Raw genomic sequence first — 22,205 nt, 5'->3', positions numbered from 1 at the left:
TTATACAATCATATATATAAAAAACTAGAGGCTCTTAACGCCTTCAAGCTGCGCTTCCTTGGAGCGTGACTCCGCCTCTGTAAGCTCCACCGCCGCAGCCGCAGCTTCTTCCTCTGTAAGCTCTTTTTGCGGTGCAAGTATCGTCGCGACTACCTGCTCAGGCTCAGCAAGTAATTCAACGCCGCTTGGCAGCTTCAAATCGCTTACGAGTATGCTGCCGCCTATTTCTAGTGTAGATATATCGACTGTTACTGCATCAGGGATATTACCCGGCAGACATTGCACTTCAAGCTCATGCAAAATCAACTGCAAGATACCGCCCTCGCGCACACCTTGGGAATCGCCTTCTGCATGAATGCGAACATTCGCCCGGACATTCTCGTTCATATTGATTTGATGGAAATCAACGTGCAGCACTTGTCTACTCAGAGAATCACGTTGAACCTCTGCGACCATAACGGAGGTTTTTCCATGGGACGGAATATTAATTTCAAGCACCGCATTCGGCTGAGAACGCAGCAAAGCCTGCAGTTCCTTACTATCCACCGTTACCTGCGCCGCATCGCTCAACTGTTTTCCATAAATAACACCCGGAATCTTCCCTTGGAGCCGCAATTGGCGCAACTCACCTTTCGTCGTGCCAGTTCGTTGATCCGCGTTCATAGCTATCGCCATATTGATTACCTCCTAAAAGTTTTGTGAAGCAAAACTTACTTCGTAAGCATTCGCTTAGTTTTTGTGAAGCAAAAACTTGCTTCGTAAGCATTCGCTTAGTTTTGTGAAGCAAGAACCTGCTTCGCATGTGATTTCCCTATAACTTACCCACCTCAGCCAAAAATTAAACTTTAAAAAGATTAATTTAGACTCTAGCTTCTCGAGAGCCCATTCAGCTTCTCTCAATTGTTAAGCTAAGCTGCAAGAATGGACTCAGAAGCTCAGACAAATAAAAATGCAAAAAAAGATGCAGCAACGAATTCATCCTCTGAATTCGTCACTGCATCCTTTATCCTATATATCAACCATTTTGTATTATGATTGTTTCTTTTCTTTTTTTGCTTTGGCACGACCGCGGATTTTATCAGCATAACCTGATTTGTTCACCTGACGCTCACGTGCGATCGCAAGGTCCCCAGCTGGCACATCATGCGTAACCGTAGAGCCGGCAACGACATAGGCTCCATCACCAATTTTCAGAGGAGCAATCAAATTGACGTTGCTGCCGATAAAGGCATTGTCACCGATTTCCGTTACAAATTTATTGTAACCGTCATAATTGACCGTTATTGCCCCGCAGCCGATATTAACGTCTTTGCCGACCTTGGCGTCGCCAACGTAGCTTAGATGCGATACCTTGCTGCCATCATCAAGCGATGCATTTTTTAACTCCACGAAGTCGCCGACCTTGCAGCCAACGCCCAGCTTCGAGCCTGGACGCAAATTAGCGTAAGGTCCTACAGCGCTTGTGTCACCGATAATGGATTCGGAAACGACGGAATATTTTATCGCTACGCCATTGCCGATCGTACTGTCCGCAATATCAGCTTGAGGACCAATAATGCAATCTTCTCCGATAATTGTTGATCCACGAAGAACTGTCCCTGGGTATATGACTGTGTCAGACCCGATCTGAACACCTGCTTCAATATAAGTGGAGGACGCATCAATTAGAGTGACGCCGCCAAGCAGATGATTGCGGTTAATCCGATCCCGCATGAAACGCTCTGCCTCAGCAAGCGCTACGCGGTCATTCACACCTATTGCTTCAGCCACATCTGTCGTGCAGTAGCCTTGAACGGATTCACCCGCTTCACGGAATATTCCGATGACATCTGTCAAATAATATTCACCCTGTGCGTTATTGCTCGTTACTTTGGAAAGTGCAGTGAACAGCTTCTCATTGTCGAAACAATACGTACCCGTATTAATTTCTTTGGCAGCCGCTTCTTCAGCCGAGCAGTCCTTCTGTTCAACAATGCGCTGTACCGTTCCATCTTCACCACGAATTACGCGGCCATAACCGGTAGGATCTTCAAAAGCAGCTGTCAGCACCGTTGCAGCAGCTCCACTCGAATGATGAAGCTCAAGCATCGCTTTAATCGTCGACGCTTGCACAAGCGGAGTATCACCGCAAATAACAATAGTCGTGCCCTTCTCTCCGCCGAGCAGCGCTTCCGCTTGCAGCACCGCATGACCAGTACCCAGCTGTTGCTCCTGCAAGACGTATTCAGCGCCATCGCCCAAATACGATTTAACCTTTTCTGCACCGTGGCCCACTATAACGACTGCACGCTCCGCAGCCGCTTCCTTCACAACATCAAGCACATGGCCCACCATCGGCTTGCCGCATACTGGATGTAACACCTTATATAACTTCGATTTCATACGCTTGCCCTGTCCCGCAGCAAGCACAATCGCCATAACTTTCAAATGAAAGACCCCCTAGACCTGCAATAAATTATTATTTTAGTATAGCTTTTGGAATAGTAAAAACACAGTGCTATCTTCATCAGCCCACGCTGAAAGCCGCATTGAATTAAGAAGGATATCCTATTCCATTATACGAATATGTTGCTCGATTTCCAAGTGTATGGAATTACGGTCTGTCATTCCCCGCTTAAATCCTTTCATTTCATCGTAAAAAGATAAGCAGCCAGCTAACACAAGCCTATTAATCTTTTACCGTAAAAAAAGAGAAGAGAGCCATGGCTCTCTTCTCCGATCAACCCCAAAAACATAAAATGCAGTGCTTAAGCTCCTTCTTCAATCGCAACTTCTTCTGCTGCGCGCTCGTATTCAGCTAGAACAGCAGCCTGGATTTTCTCCCGGGTGGTTGAAGAGATCGGATGAGCGATATCCCGAAATTCTCCATCCGGAGTACGTTTGCTTGGCATTGCAACGAACATACCATTGTTTCCATCGATGACACGAATATCGTGAACAACGAATTCATTATCAATTGTAATGGATGCGATTGCCTTCATACGCCCTTCGGAATTTACACGGCGGAGTCTGACATCAGTAATTTGCACTTGTGTTCACCACCTTTGTCTATGAGAGACTTGGTGTATACTTCCACGTTTTTGTGCCAATTCCTTCTACATTTTTGGTAAAATCATACTCAATTTAAAATATTTTTTTTAATTTGAATCTTTTTCGTTTTCATTCGACAATTGTCGATGCAATGACCTCTATTTCGACAAGAACATCCTTTGGCAGCCTTGCGACCTCAACGGCCGATCGAGCCGGTTTATGCTCTCCGAAATAAGATGAATAGATGCCATTTACCGTAGCAAATTGATTCATATCTTTCATAAATACGGTCGCTTTTACGACATCCTGAAAGCTGGCACCTGCAGCATCAAGCACGGCCTCCAAATTTCGAAACACCTGATGCGTTTGTTCCTCAATGCCGCCATCAACAAGCTGCCCAGCCGCATCGAGTGGAATTTGTCCTGAAGTGAACAATAATCCTCCGAGTTTAATCGCTTGCGAATATGGTCCGATTGCTGCAGGAGCTTTGTCCGTAGCAATCACTTGCATTTGTTGCTTTGTTGTCATGATGGTCCCAGCCTTCCTAACAAGATGTGATAAGCTTTCATTTACACGTATCTATCCTTTAAAATAGTTCCCTGGAATAACCGTCGTTTGCTTTGTCTTCATATCAACAGCTGTAAGCTTAGCTAGCGACACATAATCCTCAAGAAGCCGTTCCTCAAGTTCCACCTCGCCTGACTCAACAAATACACCAACGCCTGCGACGGTAGCCTTGAATTCGAACAGCAAATCCATCATACCTTGGATCGTTCCGCCAGCCTTCATAAAGTCGTCAATAATTAGAACGCGTGATTGCTCCTTAAGCGCTCTTCGTGCTAATGACATCGTCTGAATACGTTTGGTTGATCCGGATACATAGTTGATACTCACTGCAGAGCCTTCAGTTACCTTATTGTCTCGCCGCACAATAACAACCGGAATATTCAAGCACGCAGCAGTTGCGTAAGCTAGAGGTATTCCTTTTGTTTCAACGGTCATAATGACATCGATCTTCCGGTCTGCGAACGCAGTTGCAAACATTCTGCCGACATCCGCAAGAAGCTCTGGTTGGCCTAACATATCCGTTATATACAAATAACCGCCGGGAAGAACCCTTTCAGGCTGCTCTAACTGGCGGCATATGCTTGTCATAATGGTAAGAGCCGTCGTATCTTGCATCTTAGGCGTATATCTTACTCCGCCTGCTGCTCCTGCAAGTGTATGAAGCTCGCCGATACCTTCTTCCTCAAACACTTCTTTAATGATCGCCAGGTCCTCACTTATTGAAGACTTTGCCGATTGATATCGATCAGCAAATGCTGTCAGTGAAATTAACGTGTGGGGTCGACTTAACAGGTATTGGGTCATCTCAACCAACCGCGAGCTCCGTTTCAACTTTTTCAAACACATCTCCCCCCACCTAAATCCGAATATTATAATGTAAATATAACATTTTTATACGGATTTAATCAAGGAGAACGTCAGCCTTATGTGAGCATTCTTACCACATAGACCTCTTTGCAGAAACCGCGGAGCCCATTATAAATACGAGGAAGCTTGGCTTCCTTCGACACAAGGCCGAATACAGTAGGTCCACTACCAGACATAAGGACGCCATCAGCGCCAAGACGAATCATACTTTCCTTCAACTGCATAACTTCTGGATGTACATCCAACGTAACTTTTTCGAGTACATTGCCAAGCCCTTCGCATATATCGGCAAAAGAGCCGCGCTCAAGCGCACTAACCATATTAGAGATGGATGGATGCTCTTTAAGCTCATTTGCGCGGAATCTGCCGTATACGTCAGCCGTCGAGACATTGATTGGCGGCTTCGCAAGCACGACCCAGCATTGCGGAGGATTAGCGATATGCTCAAGCTTCTCGCCACGCCCTCTTGCGATCGCTGTGCCACCCGTTACACAGAACGGAACGTCAGAGCCAAGCTCCGCGCCTAGACTGCACAGCTCGTCCTCAGGGATCTGGAGCTTCCATAAGCGGTTTAGCCCGCGCAGAGCAGCAGCAGCATCACTGCTTCCGCCTGCGAGTCCCGCAGCGACGGGTATCTTTTTGTCTAAATGAATATAAACGCCTTGCCTAACATCATAACGGTCTTTAATAAGCCTAGCCGCCTGGAAAGCTAGGTTCTTCTCATCTAACGGTATGTATCCAACTTGGCTTGAAATAATGATCGTATCTCTAGGAAGCTCTTCCATTTCAAGTCGGTCTGCAAGGTCAACCATCGTCATAATCATTTCGACTTCATGGTAGCCGTCATCACGCTTGCGGAGTACATCGAGCAATAAATTAATTTTAGCAGGAGCTTTTTCATAAATTTTCATCTGATAAGTTCACCCGTTCGTTCGTAAGCTTAAGCATCATTATATCAAACCAACGCAATAAAAGCTAAGAGATGACAATCGAATGTTTTTCGACTGTCATTTACTTAGCTTTTTCATGTATAAATGCCAGCTTTCACTTAAGGCTGATTTGTTTTTGCAGCTGCTTGCTCAGCAATCTGTATCGCGCGTTTCACCATATTTCCTGCGTCCTTCGCACGTATGCTTCCCCAGCCTTCTTGCTGTACCGTATCGTAAAAACCAAGATCCTTAGCCAGTTCATATTTCAATTCTTCAGACATTACTCCGCGTCTTCTGCGACCCATTCCATTACCTCCATATTCGAATTTATGTTAATCCAATCAAAATATACGGCTGTTACTATTGCACAGGTAGTATGCTTCAAATTAGAGGGAAACATACGAAGATGGCAAGGGTCTCCTTTTCTTAGCAAAGGAACACGGACCTCTCTTTGTGAAAATAAAAAAAAAGCGCAGATGCTATCTGCGCTAACATGCCTCACTAGGCGATATATATTCTATTGTTGCAAATGGGCGATACGGACTTGACCTTCATCATTGCATACGGTCACTTCCACCGACTCGGTCAGTATGTCCGCATAACTGTAAGAGACACGCTTAAATGCATGTTGCTCTTCATCCAGTTTTACAATGAAAACAGAAGGGTAGGTTTCTTCCAACGTACCGGTTCGTTCGATGGTCTTTCGTCGTCCACCGTTCGCTCGAAGACGGATTTTGGAGCCAACATGAGCTTCCAAGCTGCGTTTAATATCCAATAGCGCATTTTTTGCCATTGTCCACTACCACCTCTTTCCTTGTCCATTATAACCAAAAGGAGGTGGGTTGTCAAACAAAGCAAAATATTATATCAGTCGGTATATTTACTTGTCAACGGTGATTTCACCCATTTTTTAAAAAACCATACATAACCATTCAAAAAATATACATAATAAGAAGTTGATTCAATTAAAATGTATCATTTAATGCTTATTAGTGGCGAAATGGACAGGTTCTACCGTACTATTTTCATACTAAAAACAGCCGCAATTTATTCTTTAAGTTCTGACTATTGCCCGTTACTGCTTTAAAACAGAAGTGGATGCCGTTATTTGAGGTTTTGGCAAACCAACACGGAAACGTCCCATTGTCTCAATACCGCCCACACCGTCAATACCGCTTATCGTACCATGAATGACATCAGCTAAGTTTATCGTGTCTTTAATGGATGTATAGCTTGCTTTAATCGCTATATAAACAGGATCGAGCGCATGAATCAATATTCGTCCTGGCGAGCTTGCAAAATTTGAGCCCACTTGCAGCAAAGCTTCAAAATGGGATTGGCAAGCACCTGCAATAACGATCAACCCGTCACGGTTCCTCTCATATTCCCTGGCAACACGAACGGCATTAACGAAATGTTGTGAATTTTTATAGCTGCTTAAACTATAAAGATCCATTGGCACACGGCTTTTCAATACGCCGTCATGACCCGTTATTACGACAATATCCGGTTGAATTTGTGGCAGCAGACGGTACAGCACATCAGCCATCTGAGACTCATGCACATGGAGACCGTGTGATGGAACTTGCATCGTATTGTACAACTGCATGCTCTTCTTCAAATAATTACTATCACCATCAAGGTGAAGTACTTTTCCTGGTACCTCAAAAAATGGTTGACTCTGCTGCAGCGCATGCCGAATATGCTCCTCGTTCTCAACCGCTTGGCGTTCACGTTCAGAATGCATACGTCTTAATGAATCATTCACTTTAATTCGAACTTGTTGCACCGCACTTGTCGTTTCTGGATCGCGTATGACCGACAGGTCAGGAATCGGAGCATCCGCAAGCAATCGGTAATCCGTGCCTTTCAGAACGGCAGTATGTGTACGAATAGCCTCAACCTTGAATAGCACGTCACCGCCATACGATTTGCGGACGACCAGGTCCCCTTGCTTCATGGGTAAATCACCTCTTCGTCTATCCTATGGGCAGAGCGTGCGAATGGTGAGTATTTTATGATGAAATGGCCTAGCTCTTCCAGCCGGCCGCTAGCATGCTGCGGCTAATCCGCGCAAATTCCTCAAGCGACAATGTCTCACCGCGTCTTATCGGGTCAATGTCATTGCTTAAAAGCATTTCTGTTAATGCCTCGCGGCGCTCCTTGCCTACAAAAGCAGTTAAATTATTCGCCAGTGTCTTGCGTCGTTGTGCGAAGCTAGCTTGTACCACTCTAAAGAAATGGTCCTCATCAGGCACATCAACAGCAGGCTTATCACGCAGTGATAGCTTAATAACTGCCGAATCCACATTAGGCTGCGGTATAAACACCGTATGGGGCACCATGCAGACGACCTTAGGCACACAGTAATATTGTACAGCTACACTGAGGCTTCCATATTCCTTGCCGCCTGGTTTGGCTGCCATCCGCTCCGCCACTTCCTTCTGAATCATGACGACGATATGCTCAAGCGGCAACTTCTCTTCAAGCAGCTTCATTAGAATTGGAGTTGTCACATAATAAGGCAAGTTGGCGACAACACTTACACCTGTTACGCCCGCAAACTGCTCTTCGAACAGCTGCTTCAAATCAAGCTTAAGCACATCCCCGTGAATGACAGTTGTATGCTCCTCGCCCTCCAGCACGTCCTTCAAAATCGGAATGAGCCTGTTGTCGATTTCGACAGCTGTCACCTTTCCAGCTGCTTTTGCAAGCCGCTGTGTGAGTGCACCGATACCAGGACCGATTTCAAGTGCGCCTTTTGTTTCATCAAGCTCAGCAGCCGCTACGATGTTATTCAAAATATTTTGGTCGATCAGAAAGTTTTGTCCTAAACTCTTTTTGAAGGAGAAGCCATATTTCGCAATAATTTCTTTGGTGCGTTTGGGCGTAGCCACCTCTATCGCGGATGGTTTTACCGTTTCTTTGCTAAGCTCACTCTGCTCTTGACTCATTCAGCTATCCCTCCAGTTCCTTTTCCATTTGACGGAAAGCTTCCGTAAACTCTGCCTTGGATATTCGAAAGCTTGTACAGCGCTTATAGAACTGCTTGCCATTCGCATAACCAATTCCAAGCAGCTTGCCTATAACTAAGCGGCGATTAGACGCATCAGGATGTACAATCAGTCCTGCATCCATTAAGTCGTCCCAGCTAATCTCTCCCGCTTCATCCGCCGACTCTGTACGGAGCTCTGCGAGTGCTGCGCGAATCGCTTCGGGACTCGCATTTTCGATGCCGATATCTCCTTTGTACAAAGCCTTCTCCTGTGGCAAAAAGGCATGCTTGCACCCTGGTGCGTGGCGTGCGACAATTTTGCGAATGCGTTCACCTGCATGGTCAGGATCAGTAAAAATAATGACGCCGCGACGCTCATTTGCCAGCGCTATTCTTTTCAGTACATCCTCACCGATAGCGGAACCATTCGTCTCTATGGTATCTGCATCTACCGCCCTTTTTATTGCAACGGTATCGTCTTTACCTTCAACGACAATGATCTCTTTGATCACCAAGATCATTCCCTTCTACATAAACTGTATTAGACCCACAAACATGCAAAAAGAAGAGGCAGTGCCTCTCCTTATGATGGCATATTTAATTGATTATTGCGATAAGATGATGGTAACCCGATCATTTAGCTTGAGGTAGGTTTATTCGGCCCCAGCACATATACGGTGATGCCTTTTTTTCTGCCGAACTTGTTGGCAATCTTCGTACTATCAAAGTATACGTCGATTTTGTTGCCTTTAACCGCACTACCTTTATCCTCAGCACGGCGGAAACCGATTCCTTCAATATAGACCCACCAACCGATGGGAATAATCTTCGGATCAACAGCTATAGTCCGTCCCTCTTTCACACGAGCACCTGATGATGTAATCCCATACTGCGGATGATTTTCATCTTTGCCTGTTGAAGAGAAGCCTGCGGAATAAGCAGTCAATGTGACATTTTTAAGTACTTTTCTCGCCTTAAACGTTACGCCGCTCTTCGTAAGCGAAGTACTATTCGGGCTCTTGTTTGAGAGAACAGATACTTTAGGCTCTTCCTTTTTCGTTCCGATGGCGACAACCTGATTAACCGCTGCTGTCTCAACAACCTTGTTGACCATCTTCTTAGATATTAGAATTCCGTCCTCGTACTGCTTCTCGATACTCTCTACGATAAGACCTTCCTTGCCGGGTTGAACGAGCTTTTGCTTGCCCGCTTCCAGCGTTGGATCGTTCTTCTTCACGATAGAGAATGGCATTGCACGTTCTGTCTCCGATACCTTCTTATCAACGCGAACGACCGTTACAGTCAATTCCGAATCCAAAGCGGTATGAAGCGGAGGTATTACTTTATCTTGACCACGAACTGGAATATGTAATTCCTCGATCGCTGCCTGCACTGTTCTCTCTGTCGTATATACAGTAGAGGTCTTGCCATCTGCTTTCACAATTACCGGTATCGCATGAGTTACCTCTATACGATCTCCGTCCTTTATTGCCGCGTTAAGCGGTATGGACACCTCATCATGTGGTCCAATTGCGATAGCTTGTTCATCCAGTAGGCGTTGCAGGACCCATTGCTTCGTTTCCACAATGGTTTCTTGTCCGTTCACTACTACGGAGACGCTTTTGACAGCCGTTCCGTACAACAACACCAAAAACATGAAAGTCATAGCGATTGAGATAGTAGCACTCAAAAGAATCAAACGCAAGTTTTCACGCTTCCATCGCAATGCGAAAGACATGCTGGATGATCGTTTCCCATGGGTGTCCTTAACCTGGAGTATTCCCACTTCATCGGTCCTCCTTCATAGCCCCGCCGCCAAGTGTTACGCATGATACAACTGACGCGACTATAGTATATTGGCGTGCAAGCACGCAATCCAGTACTGCTATCGATCCTCCCACCCCCATCTTTAATCCCTATGTCGACAAATTCCCGATTATTCGAAAATAAAAAGAAGCCGTCGACAGAGGATCTGTTTCGTGGCTTCCCGGTTAAATGATTCACTGGGATACTGAAAAATGGATGCACGAGGTTGATCACTCTCTATAACGCTTGCGAGGTTAGCTGACGGATTCGGGCAAGAGAGTCGCCCTATTCGTTACACAATGCTCATGGCAATGGCTTCGAAATTCACCCCTGAAGAATTCAAAATACGGTATCAAAAACCGTACATGGTTCCCCCGCTCTCCGAATGGAGATTAAGCGTAAACTGGAAATCCAATACAAAATTTTATTGCTCTGAGATGAATCATACCTTCATACGAGGTCAATTGTAAAGATACGATAAAAGACGATTTAAGCGAAAAAGCAGGATAAAGCAGGAAAAAATAAGCGATTATCGCTATAAAAATTAGTTTTTACGCGATAAAGGTCTCTATTTCTCTTGATATCTCTCGTTTTTAGACAATACCAAAACATCTTCTGCCATTTTCGGTCGTAATTACGCCTATTTCTTCTACCGTTTTGCCTAATATTTCAGCTGCTGTCTCTGCAACCAGAGAGACGTAGGAGGACTCATTTCGCTTCCCTCTGAACGGATGAGGTGTCAAATATGGAGCATCGGTTTCGATCAAAATTCGGTCGATTGGAACCTGCTTAAGCACCTCTTTTGGCACCCTTGCATTTTTGAAAGTGACGGGTCCTCCAAACGATATGTAGAAGTTCATATCTAGACATTGTTTAGCCGTTTCCCAGCTGCCGGAGAAGCAATGCATGACACCGCCAACCTCTGCTGCATTCTCTTCTTGCAGAATACGGATGATATCTTCATGAGCATCCCTATTATGAATGACAATTGGTTTGCCTACTTTACGCGCAAGACGAATTTGCTCTCGAAAAACCCTTTGTTGCACATCTTTTGGTGAAGTATCCCAATGATAATCAAGACCGATTTCACCGATAGCGACAACCTTCTCATGCAAGCATAGACGTTCAATCCATTCTAAATCCTCCGGTAGCATGTCTATACTGTCAACGGGATGCCAACCTACAGCCGCATAAATAAAATCATAATTCTCTGCAAGCGCCATCGTTGTTGGAATCGTTTCACGGTTAAAGCCAATATTGACAAGCATATGCACGCCTGCATCCTTCGCACGCTGAATGACTTCGTCGCGATCCTCATCAAATTTTTCTGAGTCTAAGTGGGTATGTGTATCAAAAAGTAATGTCATGTTGATGTCATGCTCCTTCAATCGAGTTTGAAAAGCTTTCGCATTGAATCAGGTAACCGGTGAATATTTTCTTTAAGCGGCTCTTCTGGATAATAAAGGTGATATTGTCCTTGATGGAGGCCAGTAATAGAACGAACAATGTCGGATTTAGAGGATATTTCACTAATTTCATCTAAACCATCTAACAACAAAATCGGCGCTTTTTCTTTCTTTTCGCCTTCTTTTTTATCAGGTCGATAAACGTCATACGGCAGGTCAAATGGAAAATCAATTTCCATGTGATAATCAGGATTCATTCCTATAGAAGAGAAACATTCACTAATCTCATTTAGCAACCCTTCATCTGGGTTCTCAAGCGTAATGTACTTATATAAATGGCGGTTCAGAAACCGTTCACATAGGTCGCTTAATATCGAATCATGCTCCTCTGCCCATTCTGCGAAAGCAGTCTGAACAAGTGCTTCATCTAACTTCAAATAATCCTGCACCGTCATTGTGTTTTGGAGCAAGCACTTCAGCTGCTTAGGCATCCACTCAAACGAGTAGCCACCCACGTAAATCTCCTGTGCTCTACGAAATATTTGACGTAGGATAATCTCAGAGCTTCTTGTAACAGGATGGAAGTAAATTTGCCAATACATTTGATAACGAGACATCAAATAATGTTCAACTGCGTGCATACCGCTCTCTTTGACTACAATTTGCCCTTTATAAGGACGCAATACGCGCAAAATCCGCTCTAAATCAAATGTACCGTAGTTAACACCTGTAAAATAAGCATCTCGAAGCAAATAATCCATTCGGTCAGCATCCATTTGACTTGAAATCAAGCTAACAACAATAGGCTTTGGATATTTTTTTTGTATGACTGCAGCGACCTGAGCAGGAAACTGCTCCGATACACCACTTAGCACGCGATTGATTTCTGTATCTCCCAGAATGATTTTACATGTCCATTCTTCGTGATCCGTGTCGAATACTTCTTCCAAGGAGTGCGAGAACGGACCATGACCGACATCATGCAATAGAGCTGCACAAAGCGAGACTAGTTTCTCCTCGACAGGCCAGTCAGGATAGCCGTTGCGTTCAAACTGAGAAATTATCTTTCGAGTAATTTCATACACGCCAAGTGAATGCGAAAAACGGCTGTGCTCAGCCCCATGGAAGGTCAAATAGGAGGTTCCCAGCTGACGTATCCGTCGCAACCGCTGAAATTCCTTCGTATTTATCAAATCCCAAATGGTTTGGTCTTGTACATATATATAATGATGCACAGGATCCTTAAAAACTTTCTCCTCGGTCAGCAGTTGTTTCATCGTCTCTCATCTCCTTTGTTCATATTTTCGACACAAAAACTGAGTATCATGTCGAATAGTGTCGTAAATTAGTTTCCAAATTGTCGAAGCTGTTGTATTCTATTACAAGAGTAATATGACCGTACTAACTAGTCAAATACTTATGCATTCAGCTGTCAAGGGAATATTCCCGGTTGACTATTATGGTAAACGTTGGTATTATAGTAATCATAAAAGCAAAAACTATGTCGAACGATGACGAAACGTATTTTGAGAGGGGCAATAATAGATTATGATGAAATCTACTGGTATTGTTCGTAAGGTTGATGAGCTAGGACGCGTCGTTATACCGATCGAATTGCGCCGTACACTTGGAATAGGCGAAAAAGATGCACTTGAAATCTACGTAGATGGCGAGCGCATCATGCTTAAGAAATATGAGCCTGCATGTATCTTCTGTGGCAATGCAGAAAACGTATCCTATTTCAAAGGAAAAATTGTTTGTCATGTTTGTTTGTCAGAAATGCCAACACCTGTGACAAAATAAAAAAAATAAGTTATACTGTACTTATCAACTTGTTAATTCTAACCTTTTTTATACTCCTTGATACCTTCCTGCGCTTGAACCCGGCCAGGAAGGTCTTTTTTTTGTCTACTATTTTAGTTTAGGACAATCGTCTATCTATTTACTTCATTATATACTTCACGCTTAGGCAGTCCTCGATCGAGCGCTACCTTCTTAATGGCTTCCTTACGATCAAATTGCTGCTCATAATGAGCCACATGAGCAGCAAGATCAAGCTCAGACCACCAAATGTCTACCGTTGGCAGTTCACTTGCCCCAACACCCTCTGATCCTTCCACTACAACGCAAAATTCACCTAACGGCGGATGCTCCTCAAACCATGTTATACATTCCGAGATTCGCCCACGAACAGCTTCCTCATGGCGTTTAGTTAGTTCTCTGATACATGCTATTTGGCGATCGCCAAGACATTCCTGAAGTGCATCAAGTGTTTTGTTTATACGATGGGGTGACTCGTAGAAAAGCAGGGTCCCTCTCTGAGCTTGCATATCGAGCAGCCATTTCATTAATGATTTTCGCTCTCGCGGTGGAAAGCCTGCAAACAAAAATCGATCAGTTGGCAATCCCGATATAATAAGCGCAGACAATGCTGCATTCGCTCCTGGAATAGGAATAACAGATATCCCATTTTCAATTGCGTCCTTCACGAGATCCGCACCTGGATCAGAAATAGCAGGAAGGCCCGCATCACTAACTAAAGCGATTGATTGCCCTTCCAGAAGCAATCTGATCAGTTCAGGGCCGCTAGCTTGCTTATTATGCTCATGATAGCTCACAATACGAGTTCCAATCTCGAAATGTGTAAGCAGCTTCCGTGTTTGCCTCGTATCCTCAGCAGCAATAAGCTGCACTTCCTTCAACGTTCGAATGGCACGGAAAGTCATATCTTCCAAATTGCCAATTGGTGTTGCGACTAAATAAAGGCTCCCAACATTTTCATTGGAAGCATCGGCAAAACTTTTTTGTATATTCAAACGATCTGCACCCCATTCTCATATACCATAATTGGTGGAAGAAGCTTGATGTCAGGTTTCCCATCGCGCATTGCTTCTATTAATACCATGTTAGCTTCTGCTTTTGCATGAGGATGAACAAATTGAATCCGTTTTGGTTCAAGCCTCCATTTACGCATCGTTTCCACGATATCAAGCAGGCGCGACGGCCGATGAACCATCGACACCTTGCCGCCTGGTCGCACCAGCCTAGAACATGCTTCTGCTACATCATCAAGCGTACAGTGAATCTCATGCCTTGCAATCGCATAATGTTCATTTTCATTTTGTTCCCCAGCTGTTATTGGCATATAAGGCGGATTTACAGTTATCGCATCATATACCCCATTGCCCGCAATCTTAGGGTACAATTTCAAATCCTGCTCTATAACGTTTATTTGCTCCGTCAGCTTATTCAGCATTACGCTTCTTCTAGCCATATCCGCCAACCTCGGTTGAATCTCAACAGCATCGATTTGCGCATTCGTTCTCGTAGTAAGAAGCATCGGTATAACACCATTACCCGTACATAAATCAGCAATTCGTCCATGCTTTGGCACACTTGCGAACCGCGACAGTAATACAGCATCAAGTGAAAAACTAAATACTTCCCGGCTTTGTATAATTTTCAAACCTGATTCTGTCATAAGATCATCAAGACGTTCATTTTCTGCTAAGATTATTTGTTCCGACACGATTGAGGCCGCTCCTTGATTATATATTTAATAAAAATACCGCCCTTTGCGGCAAGGGCGGCATGTCGTACGGATTCCACTATTTATTAAGAAAGGATAGACAGAATAAACAGTCACCTTCCGTCCGCAAATGCCCGTAATAAACGTTGCATATGTGGAATCCTTCATGATACAACCGGGTTAAGTTATCATGGCCTTCACCAATTGCTGCTCCCGCTTCCGCGAATGCATTGCCAGTGATGACCTGTTCCTCTTTACTTGCATCCGGTTTAATTCCCTTGGCTGGAGCTTTAACAACTTCATGCTCTAGCTCAGCCTCTCTCTTAAACAACTGACGCAGCTGGTTGTTCTCCTCACTTAGACGCTTATTATCCTCGAGCAGCTCTTTTACCTTCTGCTTCAAATCCGTAAGCTCTTTGTGGAACACACCTACTTGGTTATCCAACTCGTCCATTTTCGCAAAAATATTGTTCTTCTCCAAGTTCCCACCCCAGAGCTTCAAGCGTGAGTGTAACCTCACCCGTGAGAATCGCACTCTGCCGCTTATTTGATGACGACATCATCCATCGACAGTTCTTTCGGTTTACCTGGTGTATCAAATAATTGCACATACACACTTTTGGTGGATGTATTAATACCAGTTACCTTACCTTCACCATATGAGGTGACTACGAATTTACCAATTGCCGGTAGTTCTTCTCGAATGCTTTCGTAATTGTCATGCTCATATTTCAGACAGCACATAAGACGTCCGCATAATCCTGAAATTTTTGTCGGATTAAGCGATAGGTTCTGATCCTTGGCCATCTTGATCGATACGGGCTCAAAATCACCCAGCCATGAGGAGCAGCAAAGCACTCGTCCACATGGACCAATACCACCGAGCATCTTTGCTTCGTCCCGAACCCCGATTTGTCTGAGTTCAATCCGAGTTCGAAATACGCTGGCTAAATCTTTTACTAGCTCACGAAAGTCGACCCGGCCTTCTGCCGTAAAATAAAAAATAATCTTGTTGCGGTCAAACGTGAACTCAACGTCAACTAACTTCATTCGAAGCTGATGACCTTTAATCTTTTCAAGACAAGTGGAGAACGCATTTTTGGCTGCGGCGCGGTTTTCTTCGACAACTTTTGCATCCACATCGCTTGCAATACGTATCACTTTCTTAAGAGGAAGAACAACATCCGATTCACCGACTTGCTTCTGTCCCACCACCACTTTACCGTATTCGATTCCGCGTGCTGTTTCAACAATAACATGTTGCTCCTTATCCACGGGATGTTCAACCGGATCAAAGTAATAGATCTTGCCCGCTTTCTTGAAGCGGACGCCGATGACATTATACAAGAATTAGCCCTCCTGTAGGTTTACCAATAGTTGCTCAAATGCGAGCTGAGGTGTAACATTCGCTCGCATACGCTTACTCGCTTCTAACGTATGCTCAATGCAGGATACCCAACCTGCAAATGAACGATTAAATGCATGCTTACTTATCCAATCCAACTGATCTATAAAAACGATGTTGTCCTGCCTGCCGGCCTGGAACTGTATCAAATCTTTAAACCATATAACTAATAACGACAACAGCAATTGTGTATGCTCCACTAAATCCGTTTTGAATAGCTGTTGTCCAGCAGTGATCATCGCCGCGGTGAATCGGGTCAAACTCTCCTTGCCTAATTGTATCACTAGGCTTCTGATTTCTGCAAACTGATTCTGCTGGAGAAATTGTCTAGCACCGTCCAAACCTGATGTTAATTGAACAACAGTTCGGGCCAAAATAGACGGCGCTCCCTCAGCAATAAGTGTTTGCAGCATAATCTCAGGTGACATAGGCAGAAAGGGCACCCACTGCGTACGTGAGCGAATAGTAGGAAGAACAGCTTGTCCATTATCAGTAATCAGAATAGCTACAACTGGCGACAACGGTTCTTCCAGAAATTTCAACAAACTATTCGCAGCTTGCTGCGTCATTTTGTCAGCTTGTTCAATCATATATACTTTTCGCTTCGTACCGCTATTACGATAAGAAAAGTCCCGCTGCAGCTCGCGAATTTGGTCGATTTTTATGGACTGGCCATCAGGTGCAATAATTGTTAAGTCTGTCTGATTGCCATGTTCAAACTTTCTGCACTCCAAGCATTCTCCGCATGCAGCGGCAATACCTGCCGTACAAAACAACGCCTTCGCAAATTCGCGAGCCATCGCCATTCTTCCCGTACCTGAGGGTCCGTTGAATAAATAGGCATGAGAAATTTTACCGCTCTGCAAAGCATAAGTCAGAATCCGTTGTGCTTTCCATTGCCCCGGAATATTATCGAAGCTCATAGCCGTTCCTTACCTTTCCCTGCTCTCTTATCATCAAAACAATAAATTAATAAGAAGACCTCGTATCTCTCCGATCCTGTTGAGCAAGTCAATTCTTCCTTGCTCACTGTCGAGTAAATCCTCAGCCATGGAGACGAGTGTCTCATCTATCTCATCCAGCAGTTTATATCGTTTAATTCGTCCTCTACGATCGAAGCCTTTGACTTCCTTCAGCACAACGCCGCGTCTGATGGTGTCCTCCAAAAACTGCTTGATCATTTGACGATAAATTTTCAATTCACGGACAGTCATCACTCTAGCAAGACGATCACCCTGTCTATGAATGTCCTGCAGCTTCTGTTGAAGCTGCTCTTGCGTACGGTCAGCATCCTGCTGAACCATCACATCCGCGAAGCTTCTTGGCTGTATCTGTTTGTTTGACGCTTCGTTGTTTGTACGGTTTTGGCCTAACGGCCGGAAGCCTTGATCAATTTTCACCTATATCACGCCCATTCAGAAATGCTCAAATCGTTCAACAGGCATTACGAATACCGCTGCTCCCCCAACCTGTACTTCAACAGGGAAAGGAATATAGGAATCCGTCGATCCACCCATTGGTGATACAGGAGTAACCAATTGATCTCTCACTTTGCAATTTGCATTAATGACTTGCAGCACCTCATGTACTCTCTCATCCTCAATACCAATCATAAAGGTAGTATTGCCTGCTCTTAGAAATCCACCTGTACTTGCAAGCTTTGTTGCTCTAAACCCTTCACGCACAAGCGCATTTGACAGTCGGTTGCTATCCTTATCTTGAATAACCGCGATTACTAATTTCATCTTCATTCCCCCTTGACTACTATTAGAATAGGTTATTGAAAACTTGCGATTTAAACCTGCAAAATGTTCATTCATCCGTTATTGCCTTGATAACAAAAAGCCATTAATACAAAGAAATATGTCTATACTTTAAAGTTTGACATCGGTTGCAAAAAATCCTGCAAATCGATCATCAATTGCTGATAAAACGTCAGCAAACACCAAATCTGAACTATTTTCGGCATTTACAAGCACGATTCGTTCAGGATTTTGCTCCAGCAGCTTCATATACCCTTCTCTTACCTTCTCATGGAAGGACTGTTTCTCAAGGTCTAAGCGATTGATTTCTCTCTCTGACGCTTGTGCGATACGTCCGAGTCCTACTTCCGGAGACACATCCATGTAGATCGTCAGATCAGGCATAACTTCTTTAATTGCAAATTGATTGATGGCCCAGACCTCATCCATTCCAAGTCCACGCGCATAACCTTGATAAGCCAAGCTGCTGTCGACGAACCGGTCACAAATGACAATTTCGCCTTGCTCCAGTGCTGGAACAACCTTTTCCACCAAATGCTGTCTTCTAGCAGCCGCGTAAAGCAGTGCTTCTGTTCTGGCATCCATTGCAGTATTATCACGATCCAATATAACAGCACGAATCTGTTCTGCAATCGGAATGCCACCCGGTTCTCTCGTCGTAGTGATCGATTTTCCCCTTTGAAGCATCATATTCATTATCTGTTCAATCAGTGTCGATTTGCCGGCTCCCTCGCCGCCTTCTATGGTAATGAAAATACCTTTTCTCAAACCAAGGCTTCTCCTAACGTTATGTTAACTATACTTTCTTCTATATTAACAAAGCGGTACTCCTTGTACAATCAAGATTTACTTCATCTTCAAAATCAATCTGCTATTCCAGCTTATTCACGGTATATAGATATAGTTTTCATCGCCCCATCAGCGGCTCCTTGAAACTTCGCACCCATCGCAGCAAGTTGTAGTATATGTTCAATTAACTGTGCGGTGATCCTTTCTCCGGGATATAAAATTGCGATACCTGGCGGATAAGGTGTGACCATCTCTGCCGATATATGATGTACAGCATCTTGCAGCTGTATTCGCTCACTTGATTTGTTCTTAAACCTAGATCTCGCAAACGAAACAGGCTCCGATATCGCTCCGCTTTTGTGACTGGATTTCATTGAAACTACTTGTACAGCACTTCCCTTACTTTCAACCGTCATCTGATCACTATAGTTTTCACTTATAGCGTCATGGGACTCAAGGGGCTCAATAGCCTCTTGAAGCCTTCTCATATCCTCCAATGAAGTTTGAATGCCGAGTACAAGCACTATGTACCGCGGATCTGCCATCTCTGCAAAAATGCCGTATTGCTCTAAATGCTTCAGAAGCCCATATCCCGTTCGCTTTCCACTAGAATCGTATAACACCAGTCGCAGCGGATCTGAACGCATCTTTGAATCGCTGCTAGCGTCTATTTTCATTTCGCGTATTACGGATGAGTGATGATGCAACCATTGACGGAAGAACGCTGCTGACTCGAGGCTTTGTTTAAAAAGACTTGTGCCCATAACATCAATCATTGCTCGGGAAATATCTATTGAAGCCAAGATCGGAAACGAAGGACTTGAGCTTTGAATCATCGCTAAAGACTGACGTAACATAACCCTTGGTATTCTGTTTCCTTGTATGTGAAGAAGAGCCCCCATCGTCAATGTCGGTAATGTCTTATGTGCAGACTGTACGACTGCATCTGCTCCCTCTGACAATGCCGTTTCTGGAAATGATGGATCCATGCCATAATGAGCTCCGTGAGCTTCATCAATAAAAATAGGCTTATCATGCTGATGAACGACGTCCACATATGACGCGAGCTTCACACTAATTCCGTAATAGTTTGGATTAGACAAAAAGACAGCTTTTGCATTAGGAAATTGAATAAGAGCGTCTTCCAATTGCTGCACAGACGGTATCGTCGCTAACCCCGATATCGGTTCAATCTGAGGGGAGAGGAAGACTGCTCTGGCACCTGCGAGCTTTAATCCATTTATAATCGATTTATGTACGTTCCGCTGCACGATAACAATATCATCTGGATCGCATGTGGCAAGCAACAGCGCCATATTTCCAGAGGTGCTTCCCCCTACCAAAAAATAGGTCTCCTCTGATCCAAAGGTTTTTGCAGCCAAATGCTGTGCTTCTTTAATAGAAGCTTCAGGATGATGCAAATCATCGGTTGATGAAATTTCAGTTACATCTAGCTGCATTATTTTATAAAAATAATCGATTAAATCATATTTTGATTGGTCATTCCACAAATGTTGCTTAAGTGCTTGTCCCCCATGATGTCCAGGAACGTGAAACCGGGCGGGTTCTCTTCGGGCATGATTCACAAGCGCTTCAAATAACGGAGCAATAAAGGGCTTCATTGTTCATTTACAATCCTCTCAAGTAAACATTAATTCCTATACCTATTATATAATACTCGATAAATTCTACAAAAAAAGAGCAGCTTCTGTAATCAGAAACCACTCATGCATTTTTCTCCAAAAATATTTGCTTCATTTGATGAATGAAAAATGGGTATTTGGCATCCTTAACGTCTGTTCGTATCATTTCCGCTTCACAGCTATCACAGATAAAGCCGGTAACAATTCGTATACCCTGACCTTCAGCCTTTTGTTCATTACAAATAATACACTGATACTCGCGATTATCGTCCATAACAATCCCCGCTTTCTGATCGTCCCTATTTAGCTATTATTATGACACATAGTCTATCTATTTATACTTGTTTCATAGCGCATTTCAAATATTTATATATCGTATGCCCTGTATGGGCTAATGGTTACAGCATCTGTAAAAATGTTTCATAAAGCTATGGACAAATTGCTAATGAATACCGATATAGTTAACGAGAGTTACAGTATCTCTGAGAAAGAAAGGACTTGCAAACATGCGTCAGAAATTATCCGAACAACAAAATGCTACTATTTATCAATATCAGCTTGTAAAACGAAAAATCATTCGTCCCGAGCTTATTCAGAGCCATTTGCTCATCTCAGCCGTATTATTGGCCTTCCAAATGCTTATGTATGAAATGGATGGTCTATTTTCATGGTTATTCGGCTTCGTTGTCGTACAAATCATTCATATTGCGATCATATTGCTTACCTTTATTCGAGTTGACGAAGCAGCAGACCGGCAATGGGTGTGGCGCATTACACCGCCATGGATTGGATTTAAACCAGCTAATGATATTAAGCTGTTCCTTTTTCGCCGAGTTCATCGTCATATGTTCTGGATCGGCCTTTGTGCCATTGCACTTTTATATCCATGGATTAAAGAATCTTTGATGATTAGCATTGTTAGTTGGCACTTGTGGCTGCTAATTCCACGCATGCTTCTCTCCCTCTCTTTCCGTAAGGAGCAGAAGGACGGTGTTCTTAGGCTCCAGTCTAGAGAAGCATCTTATTATCACCGATAACAAAAAGGCCTTAGAAGCGCATACAGAGCGTTCTAAGGCCTTTATTTATGATTGAAATTATAATTACGGAAACAAAAAACCTATCGCATAACATGCGATAGGTCTCTCGTGCTTGGCGACGTCCTACTCTCCCAAGACCCTGCGGTCTAAGTACCATTGGCGCTGGAGGGCTTAACGGTCGTGTTCGGTATGGGAACGCGTGGTTCCCCTCCGCCATCGCCACCAAACTGGATTTTTCGATGAATCTCCATCCTGAGTTTCCTCAGAAAAGATCCAACCAAAGTCCTTCAAGGTGTTTACGCCCTGAAAACTGGATACGAAAGATTAGGCTTGCTGAAGCCTTCATGCTGCTGTCTACCGGATGTATGGGTCACGGTAAACGTGTTTAGGATAAGCCCTCGACCGATTAGTATTCGTCAGCTACACACATTGCTGTGCT

The 22,205-nt window shown here is 44.0% G+C and carries 26 protein-coding genes, 1 rRNA gene and 1 riboswitch; of the genes, 2 read left to right on the top strand and 25 right to left on the bottom strand.

What is annotated here, in order from left to right; all coding sequences use genetic code 11:
* Positions 1 to 24: 24 nt before the first annotated feature.
* From AC787_RS16650 to AC787_RS16585, 14 genes are all read right to left on the bottom strand, one after another.
* Complete coding sequence (locus AC787_RS16650) at positions 25 to 675, bottom strand: 50S ribosomal protein L25 (protein ID WP_054025801.1); 651 nt, start codon at positions 673 to 675, stop codon at positions 25 to 27.
* A gap of 354 nt (positions 676 to 1,029) precedes the next feature.
* On the bottom strand, positions 1,030 to 2,427 hold the full coding sequence (gene glmU / locus AC787_RS16645) for a bifunctional UDP-N-acetylglucosamine diphosphorylase/glucosamine-1-phosphate N-acetyltransferase GlmU (RefSeq protein ID WP_054025800.1): 1,398 nt from the start codon (positions 2,425 to 2,427) through the stop codon (positions 1,030 to 1,032).
* A gap of 320 nt (positions 2,428 to 2,747) precedes the next feature.
* A complete protein-coding gene (gene spoVG / locus AC787_RS16640; protein ID WP_028609566.1) occupies positions 2,748 to 3,029 on the bottom strand; it encodes a septation regulator SpoVG in 282 nt (93 codons plus the stop codon).
* A gap of 130 nt (positions 3,030 to 3,159) precedes the next feature.
* Positions 3,160 to 3,558, bottom strand: a complete 399-nt coding sequence (locus AC787_RS16635; protein WP_235560998.1) for a RidA family protein — start codon at positions 3,556 to 3,558, stop codon at positions 3,160 to 3,162.
* 51 nt (positions 3,559 to 3,609) lie between these two features.
* Positions 3,610 to 4,437 (bottom strand): pur operon repressor, encoded by an 828-nt coding sequence (gene purR / locus AC787_RS16630; protein ID WP_054025799.1) that lies wholly within the window; start codon positions 4,435 to 4,437, stop codon positions 3,610 to 3,612.
* An 83-nt stretch (positions 4,438 to 4,520) separates the two neighbouring features.
* A complete protein-coding gene (gene ispE / locus AC787_RS16625) occupies positions 4,521 to 5,375 on the bottom strand; it encodes a 4-(cytidine 5'-diphospho)-2-C-methyl-D-erythritol kinase (protein ID WP_054025798.1) in 855 nt (284 codons plus the stop codon).
* Between the two features lie 137 nt (positions 5,376 to 5,512).
* Positions 5,513 to 5,698: a small, acid-soluble spore protein, alpha/beta type gene (locus AC787_RS16620; protein WP_054025797.1), complete on the bottom strand. Its 186-nt coding sequence runs from the start codon at positions 5,696 to 5,698 to the stop codon at positions 5,513 to 5,515.
* 212 nt (positions 5,699 to 5,910) lie between these two features.
* Positions 5,911 to 6,186, bottom strand: a complete 276-nt coding sequence (gene veg, locus AC787_RS16615) for a biofilm formation stimulator Veg (protein ID WP_053373389.1) — start codon at positions 6,184 to 6,186, stop codon at positions 5,911 to 5,913.
* Positions 6,187 to 6,468: 282 nt separating this feature from the next.
* Positions 6,469 to 7,353 (bottom strand): sporulation peptidase YabG, encoded by an 885-nt coding sequence (gene yabG / locus AC787_RS16610; RefSeq protein WP_054025796.1) that lies wholly within the window; start codon positions 7,351 to 7,353, stop codon positions 6,469 to 6,471.
* 70 nt (positions 7,354 to 7,423) lie between these two features.
* Complete coding sequence (gene rsmA / locus AC787_RS16605) at positions 7,424 to 8,347, bottom strand: 16S rRNA (adenine(1518)-N(6)/adenine(1519)-N(6))-dimethyltransferase RsmA (RefSeq protein ID WP_054025795.1); 924 nt, start codon at positions 8,345 to 8,347, stop codon at positions 7,424 to 7,426.
* Positions 8,348 to 8,351: 4 nt separating this feature from the next.
* Positions 8,352 to 8,900 (bottom strand): ribonuclease M5, encoded by a 549-nt coding sequence (gene rnmV, locus AC787_RS16600; RefSeq protein ID WP_054027110.1) that lies wholly within the window; start codon positions 8,898 to 8,900, stop codon positions 8,352 to 8,354.
* Positions 8,901 to 9,025: 125 nt separating this feature from the next.
* Positions 9,026 to 10,174 (bottom strand): 3D domain-containing protein, encoded by a 1,149-nt coding sequence (locus AC787_RS16595; RefSeq protein WP_054025794.1) that lies wholly within the window; start codon positions 10,172 to 10,174, stop codon positions 9,026 to 9,028.
* Positions 10,175 to 10,422: 248 nt separating this feature from the next.
* Positions 10,423 to 10,603: riboswitch (cyclic di-AMP (ydaO/yuaA leader) on the bottom strand.
* Between the two features lie 184 nt (positions 10,604 to 10,787).
* Positions 10,788 to 11,561 (bottom strand): TatD family hydrolase, encoded by a 774-nt coding sequence (locus tag AC787_RS16590; protein ID WP_054025793.1) that lies wholly within the window; start codon positions 11,559 to 11,561, stop codon positions 10,788 to 10,790.
* A 17-nt stretch (positions 11,562 to 11,578) separates the two neighbouring features.
* On the bottom strand, positions 11,579 to 12,877 hold the full coding sequence (locus AC787_RS16585; RefSeq protein WP_054025792.1) for an HD domain-containing protein: 1,299 nt from the start codon (positions 12,875 to 12,877) through the stop codon (positions 11,579 to 11,581).
* Between the two features lie 271 nt (positions 12,878 to 13,148).
* Here AC787_RS16585 and AC787_RS16580 point away from each other — a divergent pair, with 271 nt between their 5' ends.
* Positions 13,149 to 13,403: an AbrB/MazE/SpoVT family DNA-binding domain-containing protein gene (locus tag AC787_RS16580; RefSeq protein WP_054025791.1), complete on the top strand. Its 255-nt coding sequence runs from the start codon at positions 13,149 to 13,151 to the stop codon at positions 13,401 to 13,403.
* Between the two features lie 131 nt (positions 13,404 to 13,534).
* Here the strand turns inward: AC787_RS16580 and rsmI are convergent, their stop codons facing one another.
* The 10 genes from rsmI to AC787_RS16530 all read right to left on the bottom strand — a co-directional run bounded on the left by rsmI (position 13,535) and on the right by AC787_RS16530 (position 21,003).
* A complete protein-coding gene (gene rsmI / locus AC787_RS16575) occupies positions 13,535 to 14,416 on the bottom strand; it encodes a 16S rRNA (cytidine(1402)-2'-O)-methyltransferase (RefSeq protein WP_054025790.1) in 882 nt (293 codons plus the stop codon).
* Positions 14,413 to 15,081 (bottom strand): tRNA1(Val) (adenine(37)-N6)-methyltransferase, encoded by a 669-nt coding sequence (locus AC787_RS16570; protein ID WP_054027109.1) that lies wholly within the window; start codon positions 15,079 to 15,081, stop codon positions 14,413 to 14,415. Before AC787_RS16570 ends, rsmI begins: the two co-directional genes overlap by 4 nt.
* A 127-nt stretch (positions 15,082 to 15,208) precedes the next feature.
* Positions 15,209 to 15,610 (bottom strand): initiation-control protein YabA, encoded by a 402-nt coding sequence (locus AC787_RS16565; protein ID WP_054027108.1) that lies wholly within the window; start codon positions 15,608 to 15,610, stop codon positions 15,209 to 15,211.
* Between the two features lie 62 nt (positions 15,611 to 15,672).
* Positions 15,673 to 16,476 carry a stage 0 sporulation family protein gene (locus AC787_RS16560; protein ID WP_053373398.1) on the bottom strand — a complete coding sequence of 268 codons (804 nt, stop codon included), beginning with the start codon at positions 16,474 to 16,476 and terminating at the stop codon, positions 15,673 to 15,675.
* A 3-nt stretch (positions 16,477 to 16,479) separates the two neighbouring features.
* Positions 16,480 to 17,457: a DNA polymerase III subunit delta' gene (gene holB / locus AC787_RS16555; RefSeq protein WP_054025789.1), complete on the bottom strand. Its 978-nt coding sequence runs from the start codon at positions 17,455 to 17,457 to the stop codon at positions 16,480 to 16,482.
* 33 nt (positions 17,458 to 17,490) lie between these two features.
* The gene (locus tag AC787_RS16550; protein ID WP_054025788.1) at positions 17,491 to 17,934 is read right to left on the bottom strand and encodes a YaaR family protein; all 444 of its coding nucleotides are present in this window, start codon (positions 17,932 to 17,934) and stop codon (positions 17,491 to 17,493) included.
* Positions 17,935 to 17,949: 15 nt separating this feature from the next.
* The gene (locus AC787_RS16545) at positions 17,950 to 18,279 is read right to left on the bottom strand and encodes a cyclic-di-AMP receptor (RefSeq protein WP_054025787.1); all 330 of its coding nucleotides are present in this window, start codon (positions 18,277 to 18,279) and stop codon (positions 17,950 to 17,952) included.
* A 129-nt stretch (positions 18,280 to 18,408) separates the two neighbouring features.
* Positions 18,409 to 19,065 (bottom strand): dTMP kinase, encoded by a 657-nt coding sequence (gene tmk, locus AC787_RS16540; protein ID WP_054025786.1) that lies wholly within the window; start codon positions 19,063 to 19,065, stop codon positions 18,409 to 18,411.
* A gap of 113 nt (positions 19,066 to 19,178) precedes the next feature.
* On the bottom strand, positions 19,179 to 20,708 hold the full coding sequence (locus AC787_RS16535; RefSeq protein WP_054025785.1) for an aminotransferase class I/II-fold pyridoxal phosphate-dependent enzyme: 1,530 nt from the start codon (positions 20,706 to 20,708) through the stop codon (positions 19,179 to 19,181).
* Between the two features lie 103 nt (positions 20,709 to 20,811).
* Positions 20,812 to 21,003, bottom strand: a complete 192-nt coding sequence (locus AC787_RS16530) for a sigma factor G inhibitor Gin (protein ID WP_054025784.1) — start codon at positions 21,001 to 21,003, stop codon at positions 20,812 to 20,814.
* 232 nt (positions 21,004 to 21,235) lie between these two features.
* Between AC787_RS16530 and AC787_RS16525 the strand changes: the two genes are divergently transcribed.
* Positions 21,236 to 21,766: a hypothetical protein gene (locus tag AC787_RS16525; RefSeq protein WP_054025783.1), complete on the top strand. Its 531-nt coding sequence runs from the start codon at positions 21,236 to 21,238 to the stop codon at positions 21,764 to 21,766.
* Between the two features lie 110 nt (positions 21,767 to 21,876).
* Here AC787_RS16525 and rrf read toward each other — a convergent pair.
* Positions 21,877 to 21,993, bottom strand: a 5S ribosomal RNA gene (gene rrf / locus AC787_RS16520).
* Between the last annotated feature and the right edge of the window lie 212 nt (positions 21,994 to 22,205).

It is taken from the genome of Bacillus sp. FJAT-28004, assembly GCF_001280845.1.
Lineage (GTDB): Bacteria > Bacillota > Bacilli > Paenibacillales > Paenibacillaceae > Pristimantibacillus.
Note: the sequence above shows the minus strand (reverse complement) of the source record. Positions and strands in the feature narration are given on the sequence as shown.

What these genes read in the sequence shown, in the direction of transcription:
- AC787_RS16650 (WP_054025801.1), bottom strand. Translation starts at nt 675, where the DNA reads ATGGCGATAGCTATGAACGCGGATCAACGAACTGGCACGACGAAAGGT.
- AC787_RS16635 (WP_235560998.1), bottom strand. Translation starts at nt 3,558, where the DNA reads ATGACAACAAAGCAACAAATGCAAGTGATTGCTACGGACAAAGCTCCT.
- ispE (WP_054025798.1), bottom strand. Translation starts at nt 5,375, where the DNA reads ATGAAAATTTATGAAAAAGCTCCTGCTAAAATTAATTTATTGCTCGAT.
- AC787_RS16620 (WP_054025797.1), bottom strand. Translation starts at nt 5,698, where the DNA reads ATGGGTCGCAGAAGACGCGGAGTAATGTCTGAAGAATTGAAATATGAA.
- veg (WP_053373389.1), bottom strand. Translation starts at nt 6,186, where the DNA reads ATGGCAAAAAATGCGCTATTGGATATTAAACGCAGCTTGGAAGCTCAT.
- yabG (WP_054025796.1), bottom strand. Translation starts at nt 7,353, where the DNA reads ATGAAGCAAGGGGACCTGGTCGTCCGCAAATCGTATGGCGGTGACGTG.
- rsmA (WP_054025795.1), bottom strand. Translation starts at nt 8,347, where the DNA reads ATGAGTCAAGAGCAGAGTGAGCTTAGCAAAGAAACGGTAAAACCATCC.
- AC787_RS16590 (WP_054025793.1), bottom strand. Translation starts at nt 11,561, where the DNA reads ATGACATTACTTTTTGATACACATACCCACTTAGACTCAGAAAAATTT.
- AC787_RS16585 (WP_054025792.1), bottom strand. Translation starts at nt 12,877, where the DNA reads ATGAAACAACTGCTGACCGAGGAGAAAGTTTTTAAGGATCCTGTGCAT.
- AC787_RS16580 (WP_054025791.1), top strand. Translation starts at nt 13,149, where the DNA reads ATGATGAAATCTACTGGTATTGTTCGTAAGGTTGATGAGCTAGGACGC.
- AC787_RS16570 (WP_054027109.1), bottom strand. Translation starts at nt 15,081, where the DNA reads ATGACAGAATCAGGTTTGAAAATTATACAAAGCCGGGAAGTATTTAGT.
- holB (WP_054025789.1), bottom strand. Translation starts at nt 17,457, where the DNA reads ATGAGCTTCGATAATATTCCGGGGCAATGGAAAGCACAACGGATTCTG.
- AC787_RS16545 (WP_054025787.1), bottom strand. Translation starts at nt 18,279, where the DNA reads ATGAAATTAGTAATCGCGGTTATTCAAGATAAGGATAGCAACCGACTG.
- AC787_RS16535 (WP_054025785.1), bottom strand. Translation starts at nt 20,708, where the DNA reads ATGAAGCCCTTTATTGCTCCGTTATTTGAAGCGCTTGTGAATCATGCC.
- AC787_RS16530 (WP_054025784.1), bottom strand. Translation starts at nt 21,003, where the DNA reads ATGGACGATAATCGCGAGTATCAGTGTATTATTTGTAATGAACAAAAG.
- AC787_RS16525 (WP_054025783.1), top strand. Translation starts at nt 21,236, where the DNA reads ATGCGTCAGAAATTATCCGAACAACAAAATGCTACTATTTATCAATAT.